Genomic DNA, 25,051 nt, shown 5'->3' with positions numbered 1-25,051 from the left:
GAGGGTGGCCGTCACACGCCGTTCTTCTCGAACTACCGTCCGCAATTCTACTTCCGGACGACGGACGTGACCGGTGTCGTGACCCTGAAAGAGGGCACCGAGATGGTCATGCCGGGCGACAATGTGGAAGTGACGGTTGAGCTGATCACGCCGATCGCGATGGACCAGGGCCTGCGCTTCGCCATCCGCGAAGGCGGCCGCACGGTTGGAGCTGGAGTGGTTTCCAAGATCATCGAGTAAACTTGGAAACCGGTCCGTTCGCGGAAACCGCGAACGTGGGCGGTGCCGGCGTCGTGTCGAAAATCATCGAGTAGACCTTCAGGTCCACTTGACTGACGCACTCAGGAAGCGGCGGGCCTCTCACGAGGTCCGCCGTTTTCGTTTTTGCCGCAGGGGGCAATCTGGACACCTCAAGAGGGCGTGATTACCACTGGCCCCGTCCTTGCCTGTGAGGCAACGCGATTAAAGACGGGCCATATTTCGACATGACGCAAACGCTGGAACTTCGTCTCAATCCGGCCGCCGATCCCGAGCGGTGGGCGCAGGCCTATGCGCGCGACAAGCTGGTCCAGATCCCCGACATATTTGAGCCCGAACTCGCCGACGAGATCGAGGCGGTCCTGCGCGGCGCGCTGAACTGGCGGCTGGTCTTTGCCGAGGCCGATCCGTCAGCGCCAGGCGGGGAAAGTGTCGCGCGTCTGACCCAGGCCGATATTGCGCAGATGGGTCGCGAAGCTTTTTCCGCGCGCCTTGCCAGGGTGATGGAGCGGGCCCGTGACAATTACGGCTATCTCTACAACGCCTATCCGATGATCGAGGCCTATACGTCAGGCTGGGATGCGGGCCACCCGATCCACGCGCTGACGGAGTTTCTCAATTCGCCGGACTTTCTCGATTTCGGCCGCCGCGTGATCGGTGTTGACGCGATTACCAAGGCGGACGCGCAGGCGACCTTCTATGCGCGGGGGAATTTCCTGACCCGACATGTCGATGAAGGTCACGACAATGAACGCCGCGCCGCCTACACGCTGGGCTTTACCAAGCGCTGGGAGCCGGACTGGGGCGGTCTCCTGATGCTGCTTGACGGCAACAAGGACATCGAGCGCGCCTTCCTGCCACGTTTCAACGTGCTGTCCATCTTTGACGGGCGGCGCATTCATTCGGTCAGCGCGGTTTCGCCCTTTGCCGGGGATGGCCGTTTCCAGATCACGGGCTGGCTGCGCGACGACCCGCCTGCAGGAGGGGCGGCATGAGCGACCCCCGCCTGCAGGAGGCGGCCCAGCGCCGTCTGGCCGACGATTTCGCCGGAGCCGAAGCGCTCTGCCAGGCCGTGCTGGCCGAAGAGGGTGGCAATGCAGAAGCCATGGCAATCCTTGGTATCTGTGCCATCGAACGCGGCGATTCTGGCGCGGGGCGGGACTGGCTCGACAAGGCCGAAGCCGCTAATCCCGGCCTCGCATCGCTGTATCTCTACCGGTCTGTCGAGCGGCAGGGGGCGGGCGATCTGGACGGTGCTCTGGCAGCGGCGCGGCGCGCCGGCGAACTGGCCCCGGAGCGGTTCGACGTCTGGGGACGCCTGGGTGACCTGGCCGGTCAGGCCGGGGATTTCACCGAGTCGGCCAATGCCTTCTCTCGCGCCCTTGCCGCCGATCCTGACCACCCGGCGGCAGGACCGGTCGCGTTGCGGCTGGCTGGAGCACGCATGGAGACAGCTGATCTCGACGCGGCCGCAACTGCACTCGACACGGCCGAGGCAAGAGGGCTTGCAGGCGCAACAGACGTGCGGCGCCTGCGGGCAGCGCTGGCGCGCCACCGGGGTGACTGGACCGCGATGCGCGACTTTGCCGACGCCTGGCTATCGGCGGAACCGGAGGATCATGAAGCGCGGAGTGCCAGCGCGCTCGCCCTCAGCCAGTTGGGATTCTACAAAAAGGCCGCCAACGCGTTCAAACCGGTCGTCGAGGCAGACCCCAGCGCGGAGAATTGGGCGGCGCAAGGGCGTATCATCCTTGGAGCCCGCGATATCACCCGTGCCGAAGGCTGTTTCCGAAAGGCGCTGGCGATCGACCCGGACTGTGCCGAGGCCGTGTTCGGCCTGGCGCGGGTTCACACTTTCGCAGGCCGGATCGACAAGGCCGAGGACGCGTGCCGCCGGACACTGGCTCTCGATCCGGGCAATCTCGAAGCGTATGGCCAACTCTGCGAGGTGTCCGGTGGCCGCCTGACGGAAGACGAAGTCGCCGCGCTGGAAGCGGCCCTCGCAAGACCGGATCTTCCCGCGGACCAGAAGGCTATCGGGTTGTTCGCGCTCGGCGATGCAAAACACCGGCAAAAGGCGCGTGCGGAGGCCTTTGAGACCTGGTCGCGCGCCAATGAGACCAAGAAACTACAGCACAATGGCGCAGTGGTTTCGGCCTATGATCGCGACGCCCAGCACCGGCGCACGGACTGGCTTATGGCGGCGTTTGACCGGGACAGTGCCGGGGAGGCGGGTGACGACCATGCCGGCGCGACGCCAATTTTCATTGTTGGCATGCCGCGGTCGGGAACCACACTGCTCGAAGCCGCCATCGCCGCGCATGACGACGTGCTGCCGGGCGGCGAGTTGAGCGCCATGCCCTTCATTTTCGAAGAGTTCGTGACCTGGGCCCGAAAGGCTGCCTGGACGGGAGGTGCGATCCCTGCAGACCGGCTTGCCGGATGGCGCGACCGCTATCGTGGGCAACACCGCGAATTCGGGCTCGACGGGGCTCGATGGGTCACCGACAAGCAGCCGTCGAATTTCCTTGCAGCCGGCTTGATCCGGCAGCTGTTTCCCGAGGCACCGATCCTGCACATTCGCCGCAAGCCGGTTGAGACGGCCTTTTCCATCTTCCGGCGGAATTTTTCCCGCGCCTGGCCTTTCGCGCATGATCTGGAAGACATTGCCCATTACTACGCCGAACAGGCGCGGTTGTGCGCGCATTGGGATGCGGTGATCGACAAGCGGTTCACCGTCGTTCAGTACGAGGATCTCGTCAGTGATTTCGAAGCCAAGCTGCGCTTCCTGATGGCGCGCGCCGGCTTGAGCTGGAGCCGGAAATGCCTCGAATTCTACAAGCAGGACCGCACGGTGATGACGTTCAGTGCAGTCCAGGTCCGAAAACCGCCATCGGCTGACCATCTGGATTCGACCAGCGTCTATGCCGAGCAACTGGCCGGCTTCAACGAGTCGGTCGCTGCTCTCGGCGTTGACCCCGAAACCGGAGCCTGGCTTGGAGATGCCGCAACGGCGGAAACAACCGTGGCCGAAACCGCGAAGCGCAGGGGCTTCTGGTCGCGACTGACCGGAAGCGGGTAGGGCGGTGAGTGCGCTCCTGCAGTCTGCGGCCGGACTGATGAAAGCCGGGCAATTCGCGCAGGCCGAACGACTGCTGGCGGACGGTCTCGCCACCCATCCGGGCGATGTTGAGGCCCGGCACCTGCGGGCCATGGCGCTGGGGCAGCTCGGCCGGTTCGACGAGGGGCGGGCCGAATTTAATTCGCTTGCAAAGAAACATCCGGCTCCGCATGCGGTGCTGAGCAATCTGGGCAATCTGGAGCGCCGGGCCGGCAATCTGTCGGCCGCGGCCGAGGCCTACCGGGCGTCGCTGCAAATTCAACCCGGGTTTGCCGATGCCGAATTCAACTTCGCCATCGTGCTGTCGGAAACCGGCGATCATGAGCAGGCTGCCGGGCTGTTCCAGGGCCTATCGGAACGGTTGCCCGACCCACTCGCCGCCCTGAACGGGCTTGGCAATGCGCTTTCAGCGCTTGAAAGGCATGACGCAGCGATTGCGGCTTTTGACCGCGCACTGGCTCTGCGTGGCGATGCGGTCGGTGTCCGGATCAATCGGGCGGCGGTCTGCCGCAACGCAGGGCGCCTGGCTGAATCGCTCTCGGAACTTGATCGCGCCTGCCGCGAAGCGCCCGGATTTGCCGAGGCGCACTACCAGCGGGGCAATACATTGCGCACGCTGGGCCGGACCGAAGACGCTCGCGCCGCCTATGCCGAGGCGCTGCGCCACGCGCCCGGGCGTGTCGACATTCACCGGGAGCTGGCGTCGCTGGCCTGGGAATCGGGTGCCGGGCAGGACGCGACCGCAGCCATGGATGTTCAACTGGCCGTCCGGCCTGATCCGGACCTGGCGCTGGCCAAGGCGCGTATTCTTTACCGGGGCGGTGACCTTGAAACAGCGCGGGCAGCACTCGATCAGGCCCTGAGCTGGGCTCCCGATCATGCCGAGGCCTTGGCGCTGCGTGGCGAAATTCGGCGGGTACTGCGCGATGGCCACGCTGGCCTGGAGGACCTCGAAGCCGCCTTTGCGGCATCAGAGGGGCGCAACTGCGCCATTCGCCATCAGCTGGTCGAGGGGCGCTTGGCCGCCAGCGATTTCGCCGGGGCGCTCGCCCTGCTCGGGAAAGAGCCTGAAGCCGCGCATTTGCAAAAGCATGTGGCTCTCAAGGCGCTTGCCTGGCGCGGGCTTGGGGATCCGGCCTATCGCGACTTCTATGACTATGACCGCTTCACCTGGGCTGGAACGATCCGCACACCTGCTGGATATGACTCGCTGGCCGCATTCAATGCGGAACTGGAAGCGGTGATTGCCAAGCTGCATACGACGAAGGCACAGCCGCTCGAGCAGACACTTTATGGCGGCACACAGTCGCCAGGCCGCCTCTGGAACGAGAAGGATCCGGTGATCGCCGCGCTCGCGGACTCGCTTCTCGAGGCTGCGGATCGATTCGTTGCGGGGCTACCCCATGATCCCGCCCATCCTTTCCTCAGGCGGAAGTCAAACCGGCTGAAGCTGACCGGTGCCTGGTCGGTCCGGTTGCGCTCCGGCGGTGGTCATGTCGATCATGTCCATCCTGCGGGCTGGATCAGCGCTTGCTATTACGTGGCTGTGCCCCAATCGGTCTTGGACGGCGAAAGGGCCGGCTGGCTGCGTCTGGGCGCTTCCGGGGTGCGCGGGCTCGACATGGCCGCCGAACGCTACCTGAAGCCCGAGCCGGGACGTGTGATCTTTTTCCCGTCCTATATGTGGCACGGCGTCGAACCCTTCGCGGGAGACACGCTGCGGGTGACCGCGCCGTTCGACCTCGTGCCGGACTGATCCGCGCCACCCATTGGAATTGCATAATTAACTGATAAATATAGCAAAATAATGCTCTGTCGTAGAAATTGGTCAGAAATGCGGCAATTTCGTCACACTGGCCCTGAAATGCTAGCGGGGATGGGGTAAGGCGGGCTTGCGTCATTGACCCGTCACAAATGCTTTGACTAGTTTGCCGCAGAGGCGGGCGTTTCCACCCGTCCGCACGAGGGGGTATGGCTTAACCGCGCGTGGTTGGGGCAGCCGCCAGCAAGTATTGAAACTCGGAGGGATACTGAAGTGAGATCGACTTCATTCAAGACCTGCCTCATGGCGGGGACCATCATCGGGGGCCTGATGACAGCGGCACCGGTGGTTGCACAGGAAGCGGAGGCCGAAGCTGACGTCGTTTACGTCACCGGCTCCCGTATTCAGCGGACTGACACGGTTGCACCGAGCCCGATCACGAATGTGACGGCCGAACAGCTGCAGATCGTGAACACGGTCAACACAGAAGACTTCATCAACACGCTGCCGCAAGTTGTGCCGGCGTTTGACTCGACCGCCAACAACCCTGGTAACGGTACCGCCACGGTCAGCCTTCGCGGCCTCGGCACCACGCGGACGCTCGTTCTCGTTGACGGTATGCGTTTTGTGGGTGCGGGTGTGAACCAGGTCGTCGACCTGAACAACATCCCCGCTGCCATGGTCCAGTCGATTGACATCGTGACCGGTGGTGCATCTGCCGTGTACGGTTCTGACGCCGTTGCAGGTGTCGTGAACTTCATCCTGCGGGACGATTTCGAAGGCGTCGAGATGAGCCTGTCCCACGAGACCTCTCTGGGCGATCTGGATGGTGACATCACGACCGCGTCGATGGTCATGGGCGGCAATTTCGATAATGGCCGCGGCAATGCCGTTATCACGATGGGTTACACCAATCGTGAAGCTGTCTTCCAGGGTGACCGCGACTTCTCGCGCCTGACCTTCTTCGATCCGGGCCCTGGTGGCACGCAGTTCATCGAAGGTGGCTCGTCCAACATCCCGGGTACCCGTTTCCGTGGTGCCACGTCGTCCAACTTCGGCCTGAATGGCGCTGCAGTTAACGCGATTGACCCGCGCTGTGCCACCAACACTTGCTCGGGCTTCTGGATGGATGGCGGTACGCTGCGCGGTCTGCGCTTCGGTACGGCTGCCGACCCGGTCACCGACCTCTACAACTACGCGCCGGCCAACTACCTTCAGCTGCCGCAAGAGCGTTACAACATCGGTGCCTTTGCCAGCTATGAAGTCAACCAGCATCTCGAATTCTACGGCCGTGGTATCTATGCCAACAACGTCGTGGACTCGCAGCTGGCCCCGACTCCGGCCGGTGTGACGCTGACGGTCAACCTCGACAACCCGAATATCAATCCGGTTCTGCGGAACCTGATGATCAATGACGCGGGTTCGAACAATGGCGACGGTACGGCCACGATCCGTACGTCCCGTCGTTACCAGGAGCTCGGCACGCGGAACTCACTGCGTGACACCAGCTCCTTCCAGATGGTCTTTGGTGCGCGCGGCGACATCAACGACGCCTGGTCGTACGATGTGTTTGCGAACTACTCGCGCTCTTCGGTTTCGCAGATCCAGTCCGGCAACCTGTCGGTCTCTGCTCTGCAGGCCGGTGTGCTCTGTGACGGCGGCCCGACGGCCATCGCCAGCGGGTGTACCGCTCCGACCGTGAACATCTTCGGTGGCGAGAACTCGATCTCTGCTGCAGGCGCGGCCTTCATCAGCCGTACCGGCGCGCAAATCGACACCATCGAGACCTTCCAGACGGTCGCAACGGTTGCCGGTCAGCTCGACGTTCTGACCGTGCCGATGGCGGAAACCGCTCCGTCTGTCGTGTTCGGTTTCGAATATCGCGAAGCTGAGGCCGATTCCCGTCCTGACTCGGTCCTGGGTCCGGACGTTCGCGGCTTCAACCAGTCGCTGCCGGTGTCGGGTGTGGTCGACGTGTACGAATTCTTCGCCGAGGCGGAAGTTCCGCTCGTGGAGAACCGTCCGGGCATGGAAAGCCTCGCGCTGAACCTCGCCTTCCGGTCGTCCGAGTACAACACGGTCGGTAACACCGAGACCTTCGCGATCGGCCTTGGCTGGCAGGTTGACGAGCAGATCCGTCTGCGCGGTAACTTCAACCGTGCGGTTCGCGCTCCGAACGTCAACGACCTGTTCGCTCCGCTGACCAACGGCTTCCCGGGTGCGCAAGACCCGTGCTCCGGCGGACAGTTCGGTTCGTTCAGCGGTGCCACCAACGTCCAGTCCTGCATCAACGCCGGCGTTCCGGCGGGCAATGTGGGGACGGGCTTCCAGGGCAATGGCCAGATGGAAGCGCTCTTCGGTGGTAACCCGAACCTCGGTGCTGAAACGGCCGACACCTACACCGTTGGTGTGGTTGCGACGCCGAACATCATCGATGGTCTGACCATCCAGCTGGACTACTACAACATCTCCATCGAGGACGCGATCACCACTGTTCCGCTGCAAACGCTGCTGAACGAGTGCCACATCTCGAACATCGCTTCTTCGTGCGCCATTCTGGCGGGCGGCCGTAACCCGGCCACCGGTGAGATGGGTGCCAACGGCTTCACGCCTTCCCTGACGGCCATCAACATCGGTCTTCTGGAAGCTGAAGGTGTTGACCTCCGGATTGACTACAGCTTCGACGCTGGCGTCATCGGCATGCCGGGTGAAGTGGGTCTAAGCTACTATGGTGGTGTCACCATGGTGAACGACACGACCAACTCGCCGACCTCGCCGGTCATCGCTTGCGCCGGCCTGTATGGTCTGGACTGCGGTGAGCCGACGCCGGAATACAAGCACGCCATGCAGGCGTCCTGGTATACCGGTCCGTTCACCACGTCGCTCCGCTGGCGTCATGTCGGTGCGGTTGATGCCGACCCGACCACGCAGGGCTTCATTGGCGACCTGTCGGACAACATCGAAGCCACGAACTACTTCGACGTGACGTTCCAATACGACGTCACCGAGAACTTCGTGACCACGATCGGTGTCACCAACATCACCGATACGGATGTTCCGGTTCTCGGTTCGACCGCTTCGGAACAGGCCAACACCTGGCCGGCGACGTACGACACCCTGGGTCGTCGTCTCTTCGTTGGCGGTACCATCCGCTTCTAATCCTCGCATCTGCGACGATGAGGGAAGGGCGGGTCTTCGGACCCGCCCTTTTCTTTTTCACAGAGGTTCGAAACAATGACGGTGGGGATCGGGTCTGCGGCGGATTTCATGGACAACAACAATCCAGATGATTCACAAGCGGCGTGGTCCGACTATTGGGATGGTGACAGCGAAGATTCTGATCAGGCGCTGGGTCACCCGACTCATGCACGGCGGCTGAAGGCGCGATGGGAGTCCCTGTTCTCTGACGAATTCGCAGCCCGGTCCGGCCGTGTTCGCTTGCTGGATGCGGCATGCGGGACGGGTGTCGTCGCTGGAGCGGCCTCGCGCGCAGCCAGGGCTTTTCCCGGACTGGACCTCGAAATTCTTCTCACTGACTTTGCCGGCAGTGCTGTGGCTGCGGCCCTGGCGAAACCGGGCCTTGCCGGTGCTTGCGGATTTGCCGCTGATGCCGCTCACCTGCCGGTTCGAGGGGCGAGCTTGGATCTCGTCGTCAGCCAGTTCGGTATCGAATACGCAGGTGAGGGCGCGTTCGAACGGGTGGCCTCCTTGGTCGCTGCGGGTGGCGCTCTTCATGCCGTGGTCCATCTCCAAGACGGTGAGATCTATCGCGAATGTTCGGAAAACCTCCGGGTTCTTGATGCGATTACGGAGTTGGGTGTTCTGAGTGGCTTTGTCGGCCTGTTCACGGCGATTCGCGGCGGTGAAAACGAATCGCGCGTCGCCAAGCTGGCGCAGGCGGCTTCAGCGGCAGGCGACCGGATTGGCGACGTGCTTGCCTCCGCCCAGCCAGGAGCAGCCCGCCAGCATGCCTCGCGGCTGCTTTCTGACATGCAGCATGTGCTGAACCGTCCGGCGGCATTTCGGGCCGAGGACATCCGGATCTGGGCAGACGGGCAGTCGGCCAATATCGAGACGTACCGCTTACGGATGGCATCCATGCTTGGCGCGGCCAAGGATGAGGGCGAGATGGAGGCGCTGGCCGGGCAACTGAAAACCAGCGGGTTTACGGACATTTCGCTGGAGCGGTTCCGCACGCTGGATGATGCCCGGAACATCGCCTGGATGCTGACGGCGCGGCGAGATCCAGAGTGAAACTCGGTCCCGGCGGAGGCTGATGGAAAAAGCTGCATTTTTTCGGTTTCCAAGCCGGGTTCACCAGTGTAGAAGCCTGCGCTTCGGGTATGGCGACGAGATTTTGGGCGTGCTACGAGGCGCGTCCGCATTTAGGGGTGTAGCTCAGCTGGTAGAGCAGCGGTCTCCAAAACCGCAGGTCGTGGGTTCGAGTCCCTCCGCCCCTGCCATTGCGATTTTGGAGACGGCTTCCGATATACCGGGCTGACAGACAGGTATCATGACGCGACGCGACGACAGGAAAACGCCCGCCCGGACGGCTGATGGCGCAGCGCCCAAGCGCAAGGGAGTCAATCCTTTCCGCTATCTGGCGCAAGTGCGTCAGGAAGCGCGGAAGGTGACCTGGACGACTCGCCAGGAGACGCTGGTCTCCACGATCATGGTCCTGATCATGGTGACATTCGCGGCGCTGTTCTTCTTCACGGTCGATACGGTCATTTCGACGTCGATCGACTTCATCCTCGGCCTCGGCTCGTAAGGAACGGTATCGATGAGTGCGAAGTGGTATATCGTCCACGCCTATTCGAACTTCGAGAAGAAGGTCGCCGAGGCCATCAAGATCGAAGCCGTGGCGCAGGGCCTGGAAGAGAATTTCGAGGAGATCCTCGTTCCGACCGAGGACGTGGTGGAAGTGCGCAAGGGCCGCAAGGTCAACACCGAGCGCAAATACTTCCCCGGCTACGTCCTGGTGAAGGCGAACCTGACCGACGCGGCCTATCACCTGGTCAAGAATACGCCGAAAGTGACCGGCTTCCTGGGATCGGGCAACAAGCCGATGCCGGTGTCGGAAATTGAGGTCAAGCGCATCCTCGGCCAGATCGAGGAGGACGCCGAGCGTCCGCGCCCGACCGTGCGTTACGATGTGGGCGAGACCGTCCGCGTCATCGACGGCCACTTCCAGAGCTTCAATGGCGTCGTGGAAGAAGTCGACGAAGACAATGCCCGCCTGAAGGTGGCGATCAATATTTTCGGCCGGGCGACCCCGGTCGAACTGGAATACAATCAGGTCGAGAAATCGGCCTGAGTGTGTGAACTGGTGCGGGAGGCGACGGCGCAAGACCATGCCGTCGCCGGACCGCGCCGCCCGTCAGGCTCCGTCACAGGGCGGAGCGAATTGGAGTAGGGACTATGGCGAAGAAGATCAGCGGCTATATCAAGCTGCAAGTACCGGCCGGGGCGGCCAATCCGTCTCCCCCGATCGGTCCGGCGCTGGGTCAGCGCGGCGTGAACATCATGGAGTTCTGCAAGGCGTTCAACGCCAAGACGCAAGAGATGGAAAAAGGGATGCCGATCCCGACCATCATCACCGTCTTCCAGGACAAGTCGTTCACCTTCGAGACCAAGACGCCGCCGGCCAGCTTCTATCTGAAGAAGGCTGCCAAGGTGCAAAAGGGTTCCGGTGAAGCCGGCAAGAGCGCGCCGATCGCGAAAGTGACCATGGCGCAGTGCCGTGAAATCGCTGAAGCGAAGATGAAAGACCTCAACGCCAACGATCTTGATCAGGCGACGAAGATCATCGCGGGTTCCGCCCGTTCGATGGGTCTGGAAGTGGTGGGCTAGACCGATGAGCAAGACAACGAAACGCATGTCCGCCGCGCTCGGCTCGGTCGACCGTGACAAGTTCTACACCGTCGACGATGCCGTCGCCGCTGTGAAAGCCAACGCCAAGGCGAAGTTCGACGAAACCGTCGAGATTGCCATCAATCTGGGCGTCGATCCGCGCCACGCTGACCAGATGGTCCGTGGCGTGTGCAACCTGCCGAACGGCACCGGCCGCTCGGTTCGTGTTGCCGTGTTCGCCAAGGGTCCGAAGGCCGAGGAAGCCAAGAAGGCCGGAGCCGACGTGGTTGGTGCCGAGGACCTGATGGAAGAGATCCAGGGCGGCCGGATGGACTTTGACAAGGTTATCGCGACCCCGGACATGATGCCGGTCGTCGGACGCCTGGGCAAAGTGCTCGGCCCGCGCGGCATGATGCCGAACCCGAAGGTTGGCACCGTGACCATGGATGTCGCCAAGGCGGTCGAGAATTCCAAGGGTGGTGCGGTCGAGTTCCGGGCCGAGAAGGCCGGGATCGTCCACGCCGGTGTCGGCAAGGCGAGCTTCACCGAGAAGGCGCTGGCGGAAAACGTCAAGGCGTTCCTCGAGGCCATCGTCAAGGCCAAGCCGACGGGGGCCAAGGGCACCTATCTGAAGAAGATCGCGATCAGCTCGACCATGGGTCCGGGCGTGAAGATCGATACCGCGGAGGCCAGCGCACCGGCCGACGCAAAAGCGGCTTAAGGGCCGTACGGCAAGTTTCCGCGACGGACGGGGCCTTGAAGGTTCCATCCGGAGCGGGTGAGGGCGGATCCAGCGTGCCAGCCGGCATCAAGGATTTGCCCGACCTGTCCGAGATCGCAGGGGAGTGTCCCGTCAAACGGCGCTCTTAATTCCGCATTTGCCGCGGACCCTGGGTGAGGCAGAGCAAGAATCCGATGCAGCCGGGCCAGTGATGGCGTGGCCGTGCCGGTTCGAGCCCTGGGACAGGAATGCGCTTCATTGGCGCGCCGGTCCCGAGTGTGGGTCAGGCGGTCCGGTGAAGGGCCTTTCAAGGGCGTCCCGCGGTGGGAGGCCCAAACAGGGAGACCGCAAATGGATCGCCAGACCAAGGAAACCGCTGTTGAAGAGCTGAAAGGCATCTTCTCTGCCGGTGGCTCCGTGGTCGTTGCCCAGTATTCGGGCATGACCGTTGCGGAAATGACGAACCTGCGCACCGAGCTTCGCAAGGTGGGCGGGACGTTCAAGGTGGTTCGCAACCGCCTCGCCAAGATCGCGCTGCAAGGTCAGCCGGGTGAGGGTGCGTCCGGTCTGTTCAACGGACCGGTGGGCATCGCCTACTCGGAAGACTTCGTCGCAGCGCCGAAAGTGGCGATCGAGTACGCCAAAGGTAATGATCGCTTTGAAATCCTCGGTGGTTTCATGGATGAGGAAGTCATGGACGCCAAAGGCGTCGAGGCCCTCTCCAAGATGCCGTCCCGCGAGGAGCTCATTGGTGCCATTGCCGGCCGCCTCATGGGCCAGGCGTCGCAGATCGTGGGTCGTGTCAACGCCCCCGGCCAGAAGCTGGCCGCGCAGATCCAGGCGATCGGCGAACAGGCCTCGAGCTGACGTCATTCTCCGCATTCGAACCGACACACCAAACCAAGGACTGAAAACAAATGGCTGATGTAGCTAAACTCGCTGATGAACTCCTGGGCCTGACCATTCTGGAAGCCAAGGAACTCAACGACATCCTCGAAGAAAAAGGCATCAAGGTTGCCGCGCCTGTCGCGGTTGCCGGTGCCGCTGCCGGTGGTGACGCCGGTGGTGCCGCCGCCGAAGAAAAGGACGAATTCGACGTCGTCCTCGCCTCGGCTGGCGACAAGAAAATCAACGTGATCAAGGAAGTTCGCGCGATCACGGGCCTCGGCCTGAAAGAAGCCAAGGACCTCGTCGAAGCCGCCCCGAAAGCGGTGAAAGAAGGCGTGGCCAAAGGCGAAGCCGAGGAAATGAAGAAGAAGCTCGAAGAGGCGGGAGCCACTGTCGAGCTGAAATAGGACGTCCCCTTGCGGGATGTCTGACGGACACGGGCGATGGGCGCGCGGAGCAAATCCGCGCGTCCGTCGACCTGTCTCCGACTGGTTTAAGGCGACGCCGTCCGTTTTCGTCCGGGGGCAGTGTCGCGACAAGCGGGCGGGTCTTTCGCCGGGACCTGACCGCCACCGGACGGCGGCGTTCAACCGGACGCTGAACTGAACATTTCGAGCCGGCGCGCCAGCGCCGCGAAGGGAGCCGACATGGGTCTGTCGTTCACGGGTAAGAAGCGCATCCGCAAATCATTCGGCCGTATTCCGGAAGCCGTTCCGATGCCGAACCTGATCGAGGTGCAGATGCACTCCTACGATCAGTTCCTGATGAAGGACGTCAGCGCGAGCGAACGCGCCGACGAGGGCATGCAGGCCGTTTTCAAGTCGGTCTTCCCGGTGAAGGATTTCTCCGAACGCGCGGTCTTGGAGTTTGTCTCCTACGAATTCGAACCGCCGAAGTACGACGTCGAGGAGTGTCAGCAGCGCGACATGACTTTCGCCGCGCCGCTGAAGGTGAAAATGCGCCTCGTCGTGTTCGATGTGGACGAGGAAACCGGCGCGCGTTCGGTCAAGGACATCAAGGAGCAGGACGTCTACATGGGCGATATCCCGCTCATGACCGACAAGGGCACTTTCATTGTCAACGGCACCGAGCGCGTCATCGTCTCCCAGATGCACCGCTCGCCGGGCGTGTTCTTCGACCACGACAAGGGCAAGACCCACGCGTCGGGCAAATATCTCTTTGCCGCGCGGATCATTCCCTATCGCGGCTCGTGGCTGGACTTCGAGTTCGATGCCAAGGACGTGCTGCACATGCGCCTGGACCGCCGCCGGAAGCTTCCGGCGACGACGCTCCTCTATGCGCTCGGCATGGACAAGGAAGAAATCCTCGCGACCTTCTATGACGCCATCACCTACAAGAAGGTGAAGGCGGGCTGGACGATCCCCTACGTCAAGGAACGCTGGCGCGGCGTGAAGCCGTCGGTCGATCTCGTCGACGCCAAGAGCGGCGAAGTCGTCGCCCCGGCCGGCAAGAAGATTGCCGCGCGCACCGCCAACAAGCTCGCCGAAGACGGGATGAAGGACATCCTCGTCAGCGACGAGGCGCTGCTGGGCCGTTTCGCCGCCGTGGATATCGTCGATGCCAAGACCGGTGAGATCTTCGCCGAGGCCGGTGACGAATTCACCGAAGAGAATATGGAAGCCATTACGGCGGCCGGCCTGAAGTCGCTTGACGTGCTCGACATCGATCATGCCGGCAAGGGCCCGTACATCCGGACCACGCTCGCCGCGGACAAGAACGAGAACCGCGAGCAGGCGCTGGTCGACATCTACCGCGTCATGCGCCCGGGCGAGCCGCCGACGCCGGAGACCGCCGAAGCGCTGTTCAACGGCCTGTTCTTTGATCCGGAGCGCTATGACCTGTCTGCGGTCGGCCGCGTGAAGATGAACATGCGCCTCGACCTCGACGCTGCGGACGATGTCCGCGTGCTGCGTAAGGAAGACCTGCTGGCCGTGCTGACGACGCTGGTCGATCTGCGCGACGGCCGCGGCGAGATCGACGACATCGACAATCTCGGCAACCGCCGTCTGCGTTCGGTCGGCGAGCTGATGGAAAACCAGTACCGCGTCGGCCTGCTGCGCATGGAGCGCGCGATCAAGGAACGGATGAGCTCGGTCGATATCGAGACCGTGATGCCGCACGACCTGGTCAACGCCAAGCCGGCGGCTGCTGCCGTGCGTGAATTCTTCGGCTCCTCGCAGCTGTCGCAGTTCATGGACCAGACCAACCCGCTGTCGGAAGTCACCCACAAGCGCCGCCTGTCCGCGCTCGGACCGGGCGGCCTGACGCGGGAGCGTGCCGGCTTCGAAGTCCGCGACGTGCACCCGACCCACTATGGCCGGATCTGCCCGATTGAAACGCCGGAAGGCCCGAATATCGGTCTGATCAACTCGCTGTCGACCTATGCGCGGGTGAACAAGTACGGCTTCATCGAAAGCCCCTACCGCAAAGTCGAAAAGGGCAAGCTGACCGACACGGTGGAATATCTCTCCGCCATGCAGGAAGCCAAGTACACGATCGCCCAGGCCAACGCCGCCGTCTCCAAGGACGGCAAGCTGGAGAACGAGTTCGTCAACTGCCGCGTGGCCGGTGACGTGACCCTGATCCCGCGCGATGACGTGGAATACATGGACGTGTCGCCGAAACAGGTGGTTTCGGTCGCTGCGGCCCTCATTCCCTTCTTGGAAAACGACGACGCCAACCGCGCCCTGATGGGCTCGAACATGCAGCGGCAGGCCGTGCCGCTTCTTCAGGCCGAGGCCCCGCTCGTCGGGACCGGCATGGAATCGGTTGTCGCCCGCGACTCCGGGGCCGCCATCGTGGCGCGCCGCGAAGGCGTAGTCGAACAGATCGACGCGACCCGGATCGTTGTCCGCGCTACCAAGGACGTCGACCCGACCAAGTCCGGCGTCGACATCTACCGCCTGGCGAAATTCCAGCGGTCGAACCAGTCGACCTGCATCAACCAGCGCCCGATCGTGCGCGTGGGCGATGTGGTCCAGGCCGGTGACATCATTGCTGATGGCCCGTCGACCGATCTCGGTGAACTGGCGCTCGGCCGGAACGTGGTCGTCGCCTTCATGCCGTGGAACGGCTACAACTTCGAGGACTCCATCCTCATCTCCGAACGTATCGTGCGCGATGACGTCTTCACCTCGATCCACATCGAGGAATTCGAAGTCATGGCCCGCGACACCAAGCTCGGACCGGAAGAGATCACCCGTGACATTCCGAATGTCGGCGAGGAAGCCCTGCGCAACCTCGACGAAGCCGGCATCGTGGCGATCGGGGCCGAGGTCAATTCCGGGGACATCCTGGTGGGTAAGGTGACGCCGAAGGGCGAGAGCCCGATGACGCCGGAAGAAAAGCTTCTGCGCGCCATCTTCGGCGAGAAGGCTTCGGATGTCCGTGACACCTCACTGCGCCTGCCGCCGGGGACCACGGGCACGGTCGTCGAGGTTCGCGTCTTCAACCGTCATGGTGTCGACAAGGACGAACGCGCCATCACGATCGAACGTGAAGAGATCGAACGTCTCGGCAAGGACCGCGATGACGAGCTCGCCATTCTTGAGCGCAACATCTATGGCCGCCTGAAGGACATTCTGATCGGCCGCAAGTCGGTGTCCGCGCCGCGCGGCTTCAAGAAGGGTGAGATCACCGATGAGGCGCTGGCTGAAACGCCGGAAAGCCAATGGTGGAAGATCGGCATCGACGACGAAAAGGCGATGGGCGAAGTCGAAGCCCTCAAGAAGCAGTACGACGAGTCGAAAGCCCGTCTGGACCGCCGCTTCGAGGACAAGGTCGACAAGCTCCAGCGCGGCGACGAGATGCCCCCGGGCGTGATGAAGATGGTCAAGGTTTTCGTCGCGGTGAAGCGCAAGCTGCAACCGGGCGACAAGATGGCCGGCCGTCACGGCAACAAGGGTGTGATCTCCAAGATCGCGCCGCTGGAAGACATGCCGTTCCTGGAAGACGGGTCGCCGGTCGACATCGTTCTGAACCCGCTCGGCGTGCCGTCGCGGATGAATGTCGGTCAGATCCTTGAAACCCACCTCGGCTGGGCGTGCCGGGGTCTCGGCCGCCAGATCGGCGAGGCCTATGATGCCTATCAGCGGGACGGAAAGATTACCGATCTGAAGACCCGCCTGGGCGAAGTCTATGGCAAGGACGAGGAGCTGCCGAAGTCCGAAGAGGACCTCGCCGAACTCGGACGCAACCTGAAGAATGGTGTGCCGATCGCGACGCCGGTCTTCGACGGGGCCCGCGAGAAGGACATTGTCGAACACCTGAAGGCGGCCGGCATCGACGCGTCGGGCCAGTCGACCCTCTATGATGGTCAGACCGGTGAAGCCTTCCGCCGCAAGGTCACGGTCGGCATCAAGCACCTGCTAAAGCTGCACCACCTGGTCGACGACAAGATCCACGCCCGTTCGATCGGACCGTACAGCCTGGTGACCCAGCAACCGCTGGGCGGCAAGGCACAGTTCGGCGGCCAGCGTTTCGGCGAGATGGAAGTCTGGGCGCTCGAAGCCTACGGCGCGGCCTACACGCTGCAGGAAATGCTCACCGTGAAGTCGGACGACGTGGCCGGCCGCACCAAGGTCTATGAGGCCATTGTGCGCGGCGATGACACGTTCGAAGCCGGCGTTCCGGAGAGCTTCAACGTGCTCGTGAAGGAAATGCGTTCGCTCGGCCTCAACGTCGAACTGAAGAACGGCTAAGGCGATTTGAAATCCAAGGCCGGGCGGTGCCGCCCGGCCGCACTCCCCTGGAGGAGACGACAGACATGAACCACGAGGTCATGAACATCTTCAATCCGGCCGCTGAAGGCCCGTCCTTCGACCGGATCCGCATTTCGCTGGCCAGCCCGGAAAAGATCCATTCCTGGTCGTTCGGTGAGGTGAAGAAGCCCGAGACGATCAACTACCGGACCTTCAAGCCTGAGCGGGACGGCTTGTTCTGCGCGCGCATCTTCGGCCCGGTGAAGGACTATGAGTGCCTGTGCGGCAAGTACAAGCGCATCAAGTACAAGGGCATCGTCTGCGAGAAGTGCGGCGTGGAAGTTACCCTGGCGCGCGTCCGCCGCGAGCGCATGGGCCACATCGAACTGGCCGCGCCGGTGGCCCATATCTGGTTCCTGAAATCCCTGCCGTCGCGCATCGCGATGGTGCTCGACATGATGCTGAAGGACGTGGAGCGCGTGCTCTACTTCGAACAGTATCTGGTGACCGAGCCGGGCCTGACGCCGCTCCAGCCCTTCCAGCTTCTGACCGAAGAAGAATACATGGAAGCGCAGGACGAATATGGCGAGGACGCCTTCACTGCCGGTATCGGCGCGGAATGCATCCGCGACGTGCTCATCAACATGGATCTCGAAGCCGAGATCGAGAAGATGCGCGTGGAAATGTCCGAGACCGGCTCGGAGCTGAAGCTCAAGAAGATCTCCAAGCGTCTCAAGCTTATCGAGTCGCTGATCGCCTCGGGTAACCGCCCCGAATGGATGATCCTGACGGTCGTTCCGGTCATTCCGCCGGAACTGCGTCCGCTGGTGCCGCTGGATGGCGGCCGCTTCGCGACGTCCGATCTCAATGATCTCTATCGCCGCGTCATCAACCGGAACAACCGCCTGAAGCGCCTGATCGAGCTGCGCGCGCCGGACATCATCATCCGCAACGAAAAGCGGATGCTGCAGGAGTCCGTCGACGCCCTGTTCGACAATGGCCGCCGCGGCCGCGTCATCACCGGGGCCAACAAGCGCCCGCTGAAGTCGCTGTCCGACATGCTGAAAGGCAAGCAGGGCCGGTTCCGTCAGAACCTGCTCGGCAAGCGCGTCGACTATTCGGGCCGTTCGGTCATCGTCGTCGGTCCGGACCTGAAGCTGCACGAGTGCGGCCTGCCCAAGAAGATGGCGCTGGAACTGTTCAAGCCCTTCATCTATGCGCGTCTCGACGCCAAGGGCCTCAGCGGGACCGTCAAACAGTCGAAGAAGCTGGTCGAGAAAGAGCGCCCGGAAGTCTGGGACGTGCTCGATGAGGTGATCCGCGAACACCCGGTTCTCCTGAACCGTGCGCCGACGCTTCACCGTCTCGGCATCCAGGCCTTTGAACCGAAGCTGATCGAGGGCAAGGCCATCCAGCTGCACCCGCTGGTCTGCGCCGCGTTCAACGCCGACTTCGACGGCGACCAGATGGCCGTGCACGTCCCGCTGAGCCTCGAGGCCCAGCTGGAAGCGCGCGTCCTGATGATGTCGACCAACAACATCCTCTCGCCCGCCAACGGCAAGCCGATCATCGTGCCGTCCCAGGACATCGTGCTGGGCCTGTACTATCTCTCGATCGACGCGCCGGACGACGGCAAGGAGCCGATGGCGTTCGCCACGATGGCGGAAATGGAAGCCGCGCTCGAAGCGGGCGTCGTGACGCTGCATTCGCCGATCAAGATGCGGTACGAGACGGTCGACGAGAACGACAAGCCGGTTCGCCTGCTGATCGACACCACGCCGGGCCGGATGAAGATCATCGATCTTCTGCCGCGTCACCAGAAAGTCCACTGGTCCATCGCCAACGAGCTGATGACCAAGAAGGTGATTGGCGGGCTGATCGACGAGGTCTACCGGCATTGCGGTCAGAAGGCGACGGTCATCTTCGCCGACCGGATCATGGGCCTGGGCTTCAAGGAAGCGGCGAAAGCCGGCATTTCCTTCGGCAAGGACGACATGGTCATCCCGGTCGCGAAGTCGAAACTCGTCAACGAGACCCGTGACCTCGTCGCCGACTACGAACAGCAATATGTCGATGGTCTGATCACCAAGGGTGAGAAGTACAACAAGGTCGTCGACGCCTGGGCGAAGTGCACCGACAAGGTCGCCGACGCCATGATGGACGAGATTTCCAAGCCCTATAAGGGCGAGGATGGCCGTGAAGAGGTCAACTCGGTCTACATGATGGCGCACTCCGGTGCCCGGGGTTCGAAGAACCAGATGAAGCAGCTCGCCGGTATGCGCGGCCTCATGGCCAAGCCGTCGGGCGAGATCATCGAGACGCCGATCGTGTCGAACTTCAAGGAAGGTCTGACCGTTCTTGAATACTTCAACTCGACCCACGGTGCCCGTAAGGGTCTGGCCGATACCGCGCTGAAGACGGCGAACTCGGGTTATCTGACCCGCCGCCTCGTCGACGTTGCGCAGGACTGCATCATCTCCGAAGACGATTGCGGAACCAATGAAGGCATCATGATGGAAGCCGTCGTGGACGGCGGTGACGTCATTGTCTCGCTCGGTCAGCGCGTCCTGGGCCGGAATGCGGCCGAGCCGATCAAGGATCCCAACGATCCCAAGAAGACGCTGGTCAAGGCGGGCGGTTATCTCGACGAGGACACGGTTGCCCTCATCGAGGAAGCCGGGGTCCAGTCGATCCGCGTGCGTTCGCCGCTGACCTGTGAAACGCGGGTCGGCGTCTGCGCCACCTGCTACGGGCGTGACCTGGCGCGCGGTACGAAGGTGAATATGGGCGAGGCGGTCGGCGTGATCGCGGCCCAATCCATCGGCGAGCCGGGCACCCAGCTGACGATGCGGACCTTCCACATCGGCGGTACGGCGCAGGTCTCCGAACAGTCCTTCGTTGAAGCCACACACGAGGGCAAGGTCCACCTGACCAACCGGGCCACCGTGAAAAACGCGCAAGGCGAGTTCATCGTCATGGCGCGCAACATGCAGGTCTCGGTCGTCGACAAGAACGACAAGTCGCTGGAATCCTACAAGCTGCCGTATGGCGCGAAGCTGCTCATCGATGCCGGCAAGCCGGTGTCGCGCGGCGACCGTCTGGCCGAGTGGGACCCGTACACCACCCCGATCGTCACCGAGGCGGGCGGCACCGTGAAGCTGATCGACGTCATCGACGGCGTGTCGGTGAAGGACGAGGCCGACGAAGCCACGGGTATCTCCTCGAAAGTGGTCATCGACTGGCGCGGGGCTCCGAAGGGGGCCGGCCTCCAGCCGATGGGCGTTGTCCAGGACAAGAATGGCGACCCGGTCAAGTTCGAGAACGGTGCAACGGCGAGCTACATGCTGGCGGTGGGGGCGATTCTCTCGGTCAATGACGGCGACACCGTAAAGCCGGGCGATGTGATCGCGCGGATCCCGACCGAAGGGGCCAAGACCCGCGACATCACCGGTGGTCTGCCGCGCGTGGCGGAACTGTTCGAGGCCCGCAAGCCGAAGGACCACGCCGTCATCGCCGACATCACCGGCAAGGTTGAGTTCGGACGCGACTACAAGAACAAGCGCCGTATCGCGATCGTTCCGGAGGATGATCCGGAAGGGAAGGTCGAATACCTGGTACCGAAGGGCAAACACCTGACGGTCCAGGAAGGCGACGTGATCCAGAAGGGCGAATACCTGCTCGACGGTCACCCTGCGCCGCACGACATCCTGTCCATCCTCGGCGTGGAAGCGCTGGCCGACTATCTCGTCACCGAGATCCAGGAGGTCTACCGGCTGCAGGGCGTGCCCATCAATGACAAGCATATCGAGGTCATTGTCCGGCAGATGCTGCAGAAGGTGGAAATCTCCAATCCGGGCGATTCCGGCTGGCTGCCGAACGAACAGGTCGAGAAGCTCGACTTCCTGGAGATGAACGAGAAACTGAAGTCCGAGAAGAAGAAGCTCGCCGAAGGCGCGCCGGTTCTGCTCGGAATCACCAAGGCGTCGCTGCAGACGCGCTCCTTCATCTCCGCGGCCTCCTTCCAGGAGACCACCCGCGTGCTGACCGAAGCGTCGGTGCAGGGCAAGGAGGACATGCTCGAAGGCCTGAAGGAGAACGTCATCGTCGGCCGGCTGATTCCCGCCGGTACCGGTGGCCAGATGCGCCGCTTCCAGGCGGTGGCCGATGGCCGCGACGACCAGGTGCTGGCCGAACGCCGCGAGGCGGCGGAAGCCGCAGCCGAGGCCCTGCCTTCGGAAATCGCCGAGGCGGCCGAGGCGGAAAAGGCCGGCGATGCCGCGCCGGACGCCTCTGCCGACTAGCCTGCGGATCCGTTTCGGATAACGAGTCCAGAGAGGGGCCGCCGGTTTTCCGGCGGCCCTTTTCACATCGAAAATCGCTCTATGAAAAATCCGTGTAGGGCCGCTTGACGTAAGTGAGTCGCGCGACTAGGTTCCGCGCCTGTTTTCGGGGATGAGCCGTAGCCGCCTTTCTGGCTATACGTCGTCCGGAGCAACAAAAAATTCAACGGTGCCGGTGGGTGCAAGGCCAAGGGTCGCGCGCGCCGGTATTTTTCGCGTCCGGACGCGCATGCCGCGCATTCGGCCGCCTTTGGTACAACAGACGGGTTTGGGCGACATGCCGACGATCAACCAACTCATCCGCAAGCCGCGGAAAGACAAGCCGAAGCGTAACAAGGTGCCGGCCCTGCAGGCCTGCCCGCAGCGCCGCGGCGTCTGCACCCGGGTCTACACGACGACCCCGAAGAAGCCGAACTCGGCCCTTCGTAAAGTCGCCAAGGTGCGTCTGACCAATGGCTATGAAGTGGTGAGCTACATCCCGGGTGAGGGTCACAATCTTCAGGAGCACTCCGTGGTCCTGATCCGCGGCGGCCGCGTGAAGGACCTTCCCGGTGTTCGCTACCACATTCTGCGGGGCGTTCTGGATACCCAGGGCGTCAAGGATCGCCGCCAGCGCCGCTCGAAATACGGCGCGAAGCGTCCGAAGTAAGGAAATCTACCGATGTCTCGTCGTCACCGCGCAGAAAAACGTGAAATCCTTCCCGACGCCAAATTCGGCGACAAGGACCTCACGAAGTTCATGAATTACCTGATGAACCACGGCAAGAAGTCCGTGGCCGAAAGCATCGTCTACGGTGCCTTCGATCTCATCGAGGACAAGGCCAAGCGCGAGCCCGTGCGCATCTTCCACGAAGCGCTCGAAAATGTTGCGCCGGAAGTCGAAGTCCGCTCCCGCCGCGTCGGTGGTGCGACCTATCAGGTTCCGGTCGAGGTTCGCGCTGACCGCAAGAAGGCCCTGGCGATCCGCTGGCTTGTTGCTGCCGCCCGTGCGCGCAACGAGAACACGATGCGCGAGCGCCTGGCCGGTGAGCTGATGGACGCCTCTGCCAATCGCGGCGTTGCCGTGAAGAAGCGCGAAGACACACACCGCATGGCCGAAGCGAACCGCGCTTTCGCGCACTATCGCTGGTAACCGACCACAACACGAATTCTCCCCGAGGACCCAGACAATGGCCCGCACGCACAAGATCGAGGATTACCGGAATTTCGGTATCATGGCGCACATCGACGCCGGCAAGACGACGACGACCGAGCGCATCCTCTATTACACCGGAAAGAGCCACAAGATCGGCGAAGTCCATGATGGCGCGGCCACGATGGACTGGATGGAGCAGGAGCAGGAGCGCGGCATCACCATCACGTCTGCTGCGACGACCGCTTTCTGGAAAGACAAGCGCCTGAACATCATCGACACGCCCGGACACGTGGACTTCACGATTGAAGTCGAGCGTTCGCTGCGTGTGCTCGATGGCGCGGTTGCGCTGCTGGACGCCAATGCCGGTGTCGAGCCGCAGACCGAAACCGTCTGGCGTCAGGCCGAGAAGTACAAAGTCCCGCGGATGTTCTTCGTCAACAAGATGGACAAGACCGGTGCGGACTTCTACCGCAGCGTCCAGATGATGAAGGACCGCCTGGGGTGCGTGCCGCTCGTCATCCAGCTGCCGATCGGCGCCGAGAACGAGTTCGAGGGCGTTGTCGACCTCCTGAAGATGAAGGCGATCACCTGGGACAATGAATCCCTGGGCGCGACCTTCTCTGAGGGCGACATCCCGGCGGACCTGGCCGACAAGGCTGCGGAATACCGCGAGCAGATGATCGAGACCGCCGTCGAGCAAGACGAAGCGGTGATGGAATCGTACCTGGAAGGCGAGGAGCCCTCCGTCGAGACGCTCAAGCGCCTGATCCGCAAGGGTACGGTCAACCTGGCCTTCCACCCGGTGCTGTGCGGGACTGCGTTCAAGAACAAGGGCGTTCAGCCGCTGCTTGACGCCGTTGTCGACTTCCTGCCGAATCCGCTCGAAGTTCCGGCGATCAAGGGTATCGATCCGAAGACGGAAGGCGAGACCCTGCGCAAGGCGTCCGACGACGAGCCGCTCTCCATGCTGGCGTTCAAGATCATGAACGACCCGTTTGTGGGTTCGCTCACCTTCGCGCGCATCTATTCGGGCAAGCTGGAGACCGGTATCTCCCTGCTCAATACGGTGAAGGAAAAGAAAGAGCGCATCGGCCGCATGCTGCAGATGCACTCCAACTCGCGCGAGGACATCAAGGAAGCCTATGCGGGCGACATCGTCGCGATCGCGGGCCTGAAGGACACCACCACGGGCGACACGCTGTGTGACCCGATGAAGCCGGTGATCCTGGAGCGGATGGAATTCCCCGATCCGGTGATCGAGATCGCGGTCGAGCCGAAGTCGAAGGCTGACCAGGAAAAGCTGGGCATGGGCCTGCAGAAGCTGGCGGCCGAAGATCCGTCCTTCCGGGTGACCACCGACCAGGAATCCGGTCAGACCATCATGGCGGGCATGGGCGAGCTGCACCTCGACATTCTGGTGGATCGCCTGAAGCGCGAATTCAAGGTCGAAGCCAATATCGGTCAGCCGCAGGTGGCTTACCGCGAGACGCTCGGCAAGGCTGCCGAGATTGTCTACACCCACAAGAAACAGTCGGGTGGTTCGGGGCAGTTCGCCGAGGTGAAGATCCTGTTCGAACCGCGTGAACCGGGTGAAGGCTTCGAGTTCGAATCCAAGATCGTCGGCGGCAACGTGCCGAAGGAATACGTGCCGGGTGTCGAAAAGGGCATTCGCTCGGTGATGGAATCGGGCCTGATCGCCGGCTTCCCGGTCATCGACTTCAAGGCGACGCTCCTGGACGGCAAGTATCACGACGTCGACTCCAGCGTGCTGGCGTTCGAAATCGCGTCCCGGGCTGCCTTCCGCGAAGTGAAGGGCAAGGCTGGCGTGAAGCTGCTGGAGCCGATCATGAAGGTCGAGGTCGTGACCCCGGACGAGTATACCGGTTCGGTCATCGGCGATTTGAACTCGCGCCGCGGCCAAATCCGCGACCAGGAAATGCGCGGCAACGCCACCGTCGTGAACGCGATGGTGCCGCTGGCGAACATGTTTGGCTACGTGAACAATCTCCGCTCGGCCACGCAGGGCCGTGCGCAGTTCACCATGCAATTCGACCACTATGAGCCCGTGCCGCAGGCCGTGGCCGACGAAGTTATCGCGAACATCGCCTGATTGGCGTGATCGCATTTGGAAACGACTAGAGCAGACTTGGAGCGCTGACGATGGGCAAGGAAAAGTTTGAGCGTACGAAGCCGCACGCGAACATTGGCACGATTGGTCACGTTGACCACGGCAAGACGACGCTGACGGCTGC

General features: G+C 62.6%; 18 protein-coding genes and 1 tRNA gene. All 19 read left to right on the top strand.

Going from position 1 to position 25,051, the window contains the following annotated elements; all coding sequences use genetic code 11:
- Nucleotides 1-240, top strand: a 240-nt coding sequence (locus V0U35_RS13920; protein ID WP_507237444.1) for an EF-Tu C-terminal domain-related protein, incomplete at its 5' end; no start/stop codon positions are given.
- Nucleotides 241-485: 245 nt separating this feature from the next.
- Nucleotides 486-1,253, top strand: coding sequence for a 2OG-Fe(II) oxygenase (locus V0U35_RS13915; RefSeq protein ID WP_330197377.1), 768 nt, complete (start codon nucleotides 486-488; stop codon nucleotides 1,251-1,253).
- Nucleotides 1,250-3,340, top strand: coding sequence for a tetratricopeptide repeat-containing sulfotransferase family protein (locus tag V0U35_RS13910; protein ID WP_330197376.1), 2,091 nt, complete (start codon nucleotides 1,250-1,252; stop codon nucleotides 3,338-3,340). Before V0U35_RS13915 ends, V0U35_RS13910 begins: the two co-directional genes overlap by 4 nt.
- A gap of 4 nt (nucleotides 3,341-3,344) precedes the next feature.
- On the top strand, nucleotides 3,345-5,135 hold the full coding sequence (locus V0U35_RS13905) for a tetratricopeptide repeat protein (protein WP_330197374.1): 1,791 nt from the start codon (nucleotides 3,345-3,347) through the stop codon (nucleotides 5,133-5,135).
- A 309-nt stretch (nucleotides 5,136-5,444) separates the two neighbouring features.
- Nucleotides 5,445-8,300, top strand: a complete 2,856-nt coding sequence (locus tag V0U35_RS13900; protein ID WP_330197373.1) for a TonB-dependent receptor domain-containing protein — start codon at nucleotides 5,445-5,447, stop codon at nucleotides 8,298-8,300.
- Nucleotides 8,301-8,375: 75 nt separating this feature from the next.
- Complete coding sequence (locus tag V0U35_RS13895; protein WP_330197371.1) at nucleotides 8,376-9,395, top strand: methyltransferase domain-containing protein; 1,020 nt, start codon at nucleotides 8,376-8,378, stop codon at nucleotides 9,393-9,395.
- 133 nt (nucleotides 9,396-9,528) lie between these two features.
- Nucleotides 9,529-9,604, top strand: a tRNA-Trp gene (locus tag V0U35_RS13890).
- A 50-nt stretch (nucleotides 9,605-9,654) separates the two neighbouring features.
- Nucleotides 9,655-9,912 (top strand): preprotein translocase subunit SecE, encoded by a 258-nt coding sequence (gene secE, locus V0U35_RS13885; RefSeq protein WP_330197370.1) that lies wholly within the window; start codon nucleotides 9,655-9,657, stop codon nucleotides 9,910-9,912.
- 12 nt (nucleotides 9,913-9,924) lie between these two features.
- On the top strand, nucleotides 9,925-10,458 hold the full coding sequence (nusG, locus tag V0U35_RS13880) for a transcription termination/antitermination protein NusG (protein ID WP_330197369.1): 534 nt from the start codon (nucleotides 9,925-9,927) through the stop codon (nucleotides 10,456-10,458).
- A 104-nt stretch (nucleotides 10,459-10,562) separates the two neighbouring features.
- Nucleotides 10,563-10,994, top strand: a complete 432-nt coding sequence (rplK, locus tag V0U35_RS13875; RefSeq protein ID WP_330197367.1) for a 50S ribosomal protein L11 — start codon at nucleotides 10,563-10,565, stop codon at nucleotides 10,992-10,994.
- Nucleotides 10,995-10,998: 4 nt separating this feature from the next.
- Entirely contained in the window at nucleotides 10,999-11,715 is a 717-nt protein-coding gene (gene rplA / locus V0U35_RS13870) for a 50S ribosomal protein L1 (protein ID WP_330197366.1), read from the top strand.
- Nucleotides 11,716-12,066: 351 nt separating this feature from the next.
- Nucleotides 12,067-12,582 carry a 50S ribosomal protein L10 gene (gene rplJ, locus V0U35_RS13865; protein ID WP_330197364.1) on the top strand — a complete coding sequence of 172 codons (516 nt, stop codon included), beginning with the start codon at nucleotides 12,067-12,069 and terminating at the stop codon, nucleotides 12,580-12,582.
- A 50-nt stretch (nucleotides 12,583-12,632) separates the two neighbouring features.
- Nucleotides 12,633-13,010, top strand: coding sequence for a 50S ribosomal protein L7/L12 (gene rplL / locus V0U35_RS13860; protein WP_330197363.1), 378 nt, complete (start codon nucleotides 12,633-12,635; stop codon nucleotides 13,008-13,010).
- 240 nt (nucleotides 13,011-13,250) lie between these two features.
- A complete protein-coding gene (gene rpoB, locus V0U35_RS13855; protein ID WP_330197362.1) occupies nucleotides 13,251-17,324 on the top strand; it encodes a DNA-directed RNA polymerase subunit beta in 4,074 nt (1,357 codons plus the stop codon).
- A 65-nt stretch (nucleotides 17,325-17,389) separates the two neighbouring features.
- Nucleotides 17,390-21,625: a DNA-directed RNA polymerase subunit beta' gene (rpoC, locus tag V0U35_RS13850; protein ID WP_330197361.1), complete on the top strand. Its 4,236-nt coding sequence runs from the start codon at nucleotides 17,390-17,392 to the stop codon at nucleotides 21,623-21,625.
- 316 nt (nucleotides 21,626-21,941) lie between these two features.
- Nucleotides 21,942-22,313: a 30S ribosomal protein S12 gene (gene rpsL / locus V0U35_RS13845; RefSeq protein WP_144254309.1), complete on the top strand. Its 372-nt coding sequence runs from the start codon at nucleotides 21,942-21,944 to the stop codon at nucleotides 22,311-22,313.
- Between the two features lie 12 nt (nucleotides 22,314-22,325).
- Entirely contained in the window at nucleotides 22,326-22,796 is a 471-nt protein-coding gene (gene rpsG / locus V0U35_RS13840) for a 30S ribosomal protein S7 (protein WP_330197358.1), read from the top strand.
- Nucleotides 22,797-22,833: 37 nt separating this feature from the next.
- Nucleotides 22,834-24,909: an elongation factor G gene (fusA, locus tag V0U35_RS13835; protein ID WP_330197356.1), complete on the top strand. Its 2,076-nt coding sequence runs from the start codon at nucleotides 22,834-22,836 to the stop codon at nucleotides 24,907-24,909.
- A gap of 50 nt (nucleotides 24,910-24,959) precedes the next feature.
- The coding region (locus V0U35_RS13830; RefSeq protein WP_330197355.1) for a GTP-binding protein at nucleotides 24,960-25,051 on the top strand (92 nt) is incomplete at its 3' end.

It is taken from the genome of Hyphobacterium marinum (genome assembly GCF_036330325.1).
Classification (GTDB): domain Bacteria; phylum Pseudomonadota; class Alphaproteobacteria; order Caulobacterales; family Maricaulaceae; genus Hyphobacterium; species Hyphobacterium marinum.
The sequence above is the reverse complement of the archived record's forward strand: the minus strand, read 5'-3'. Positions and strand labels throughout refer to the sequence as shown.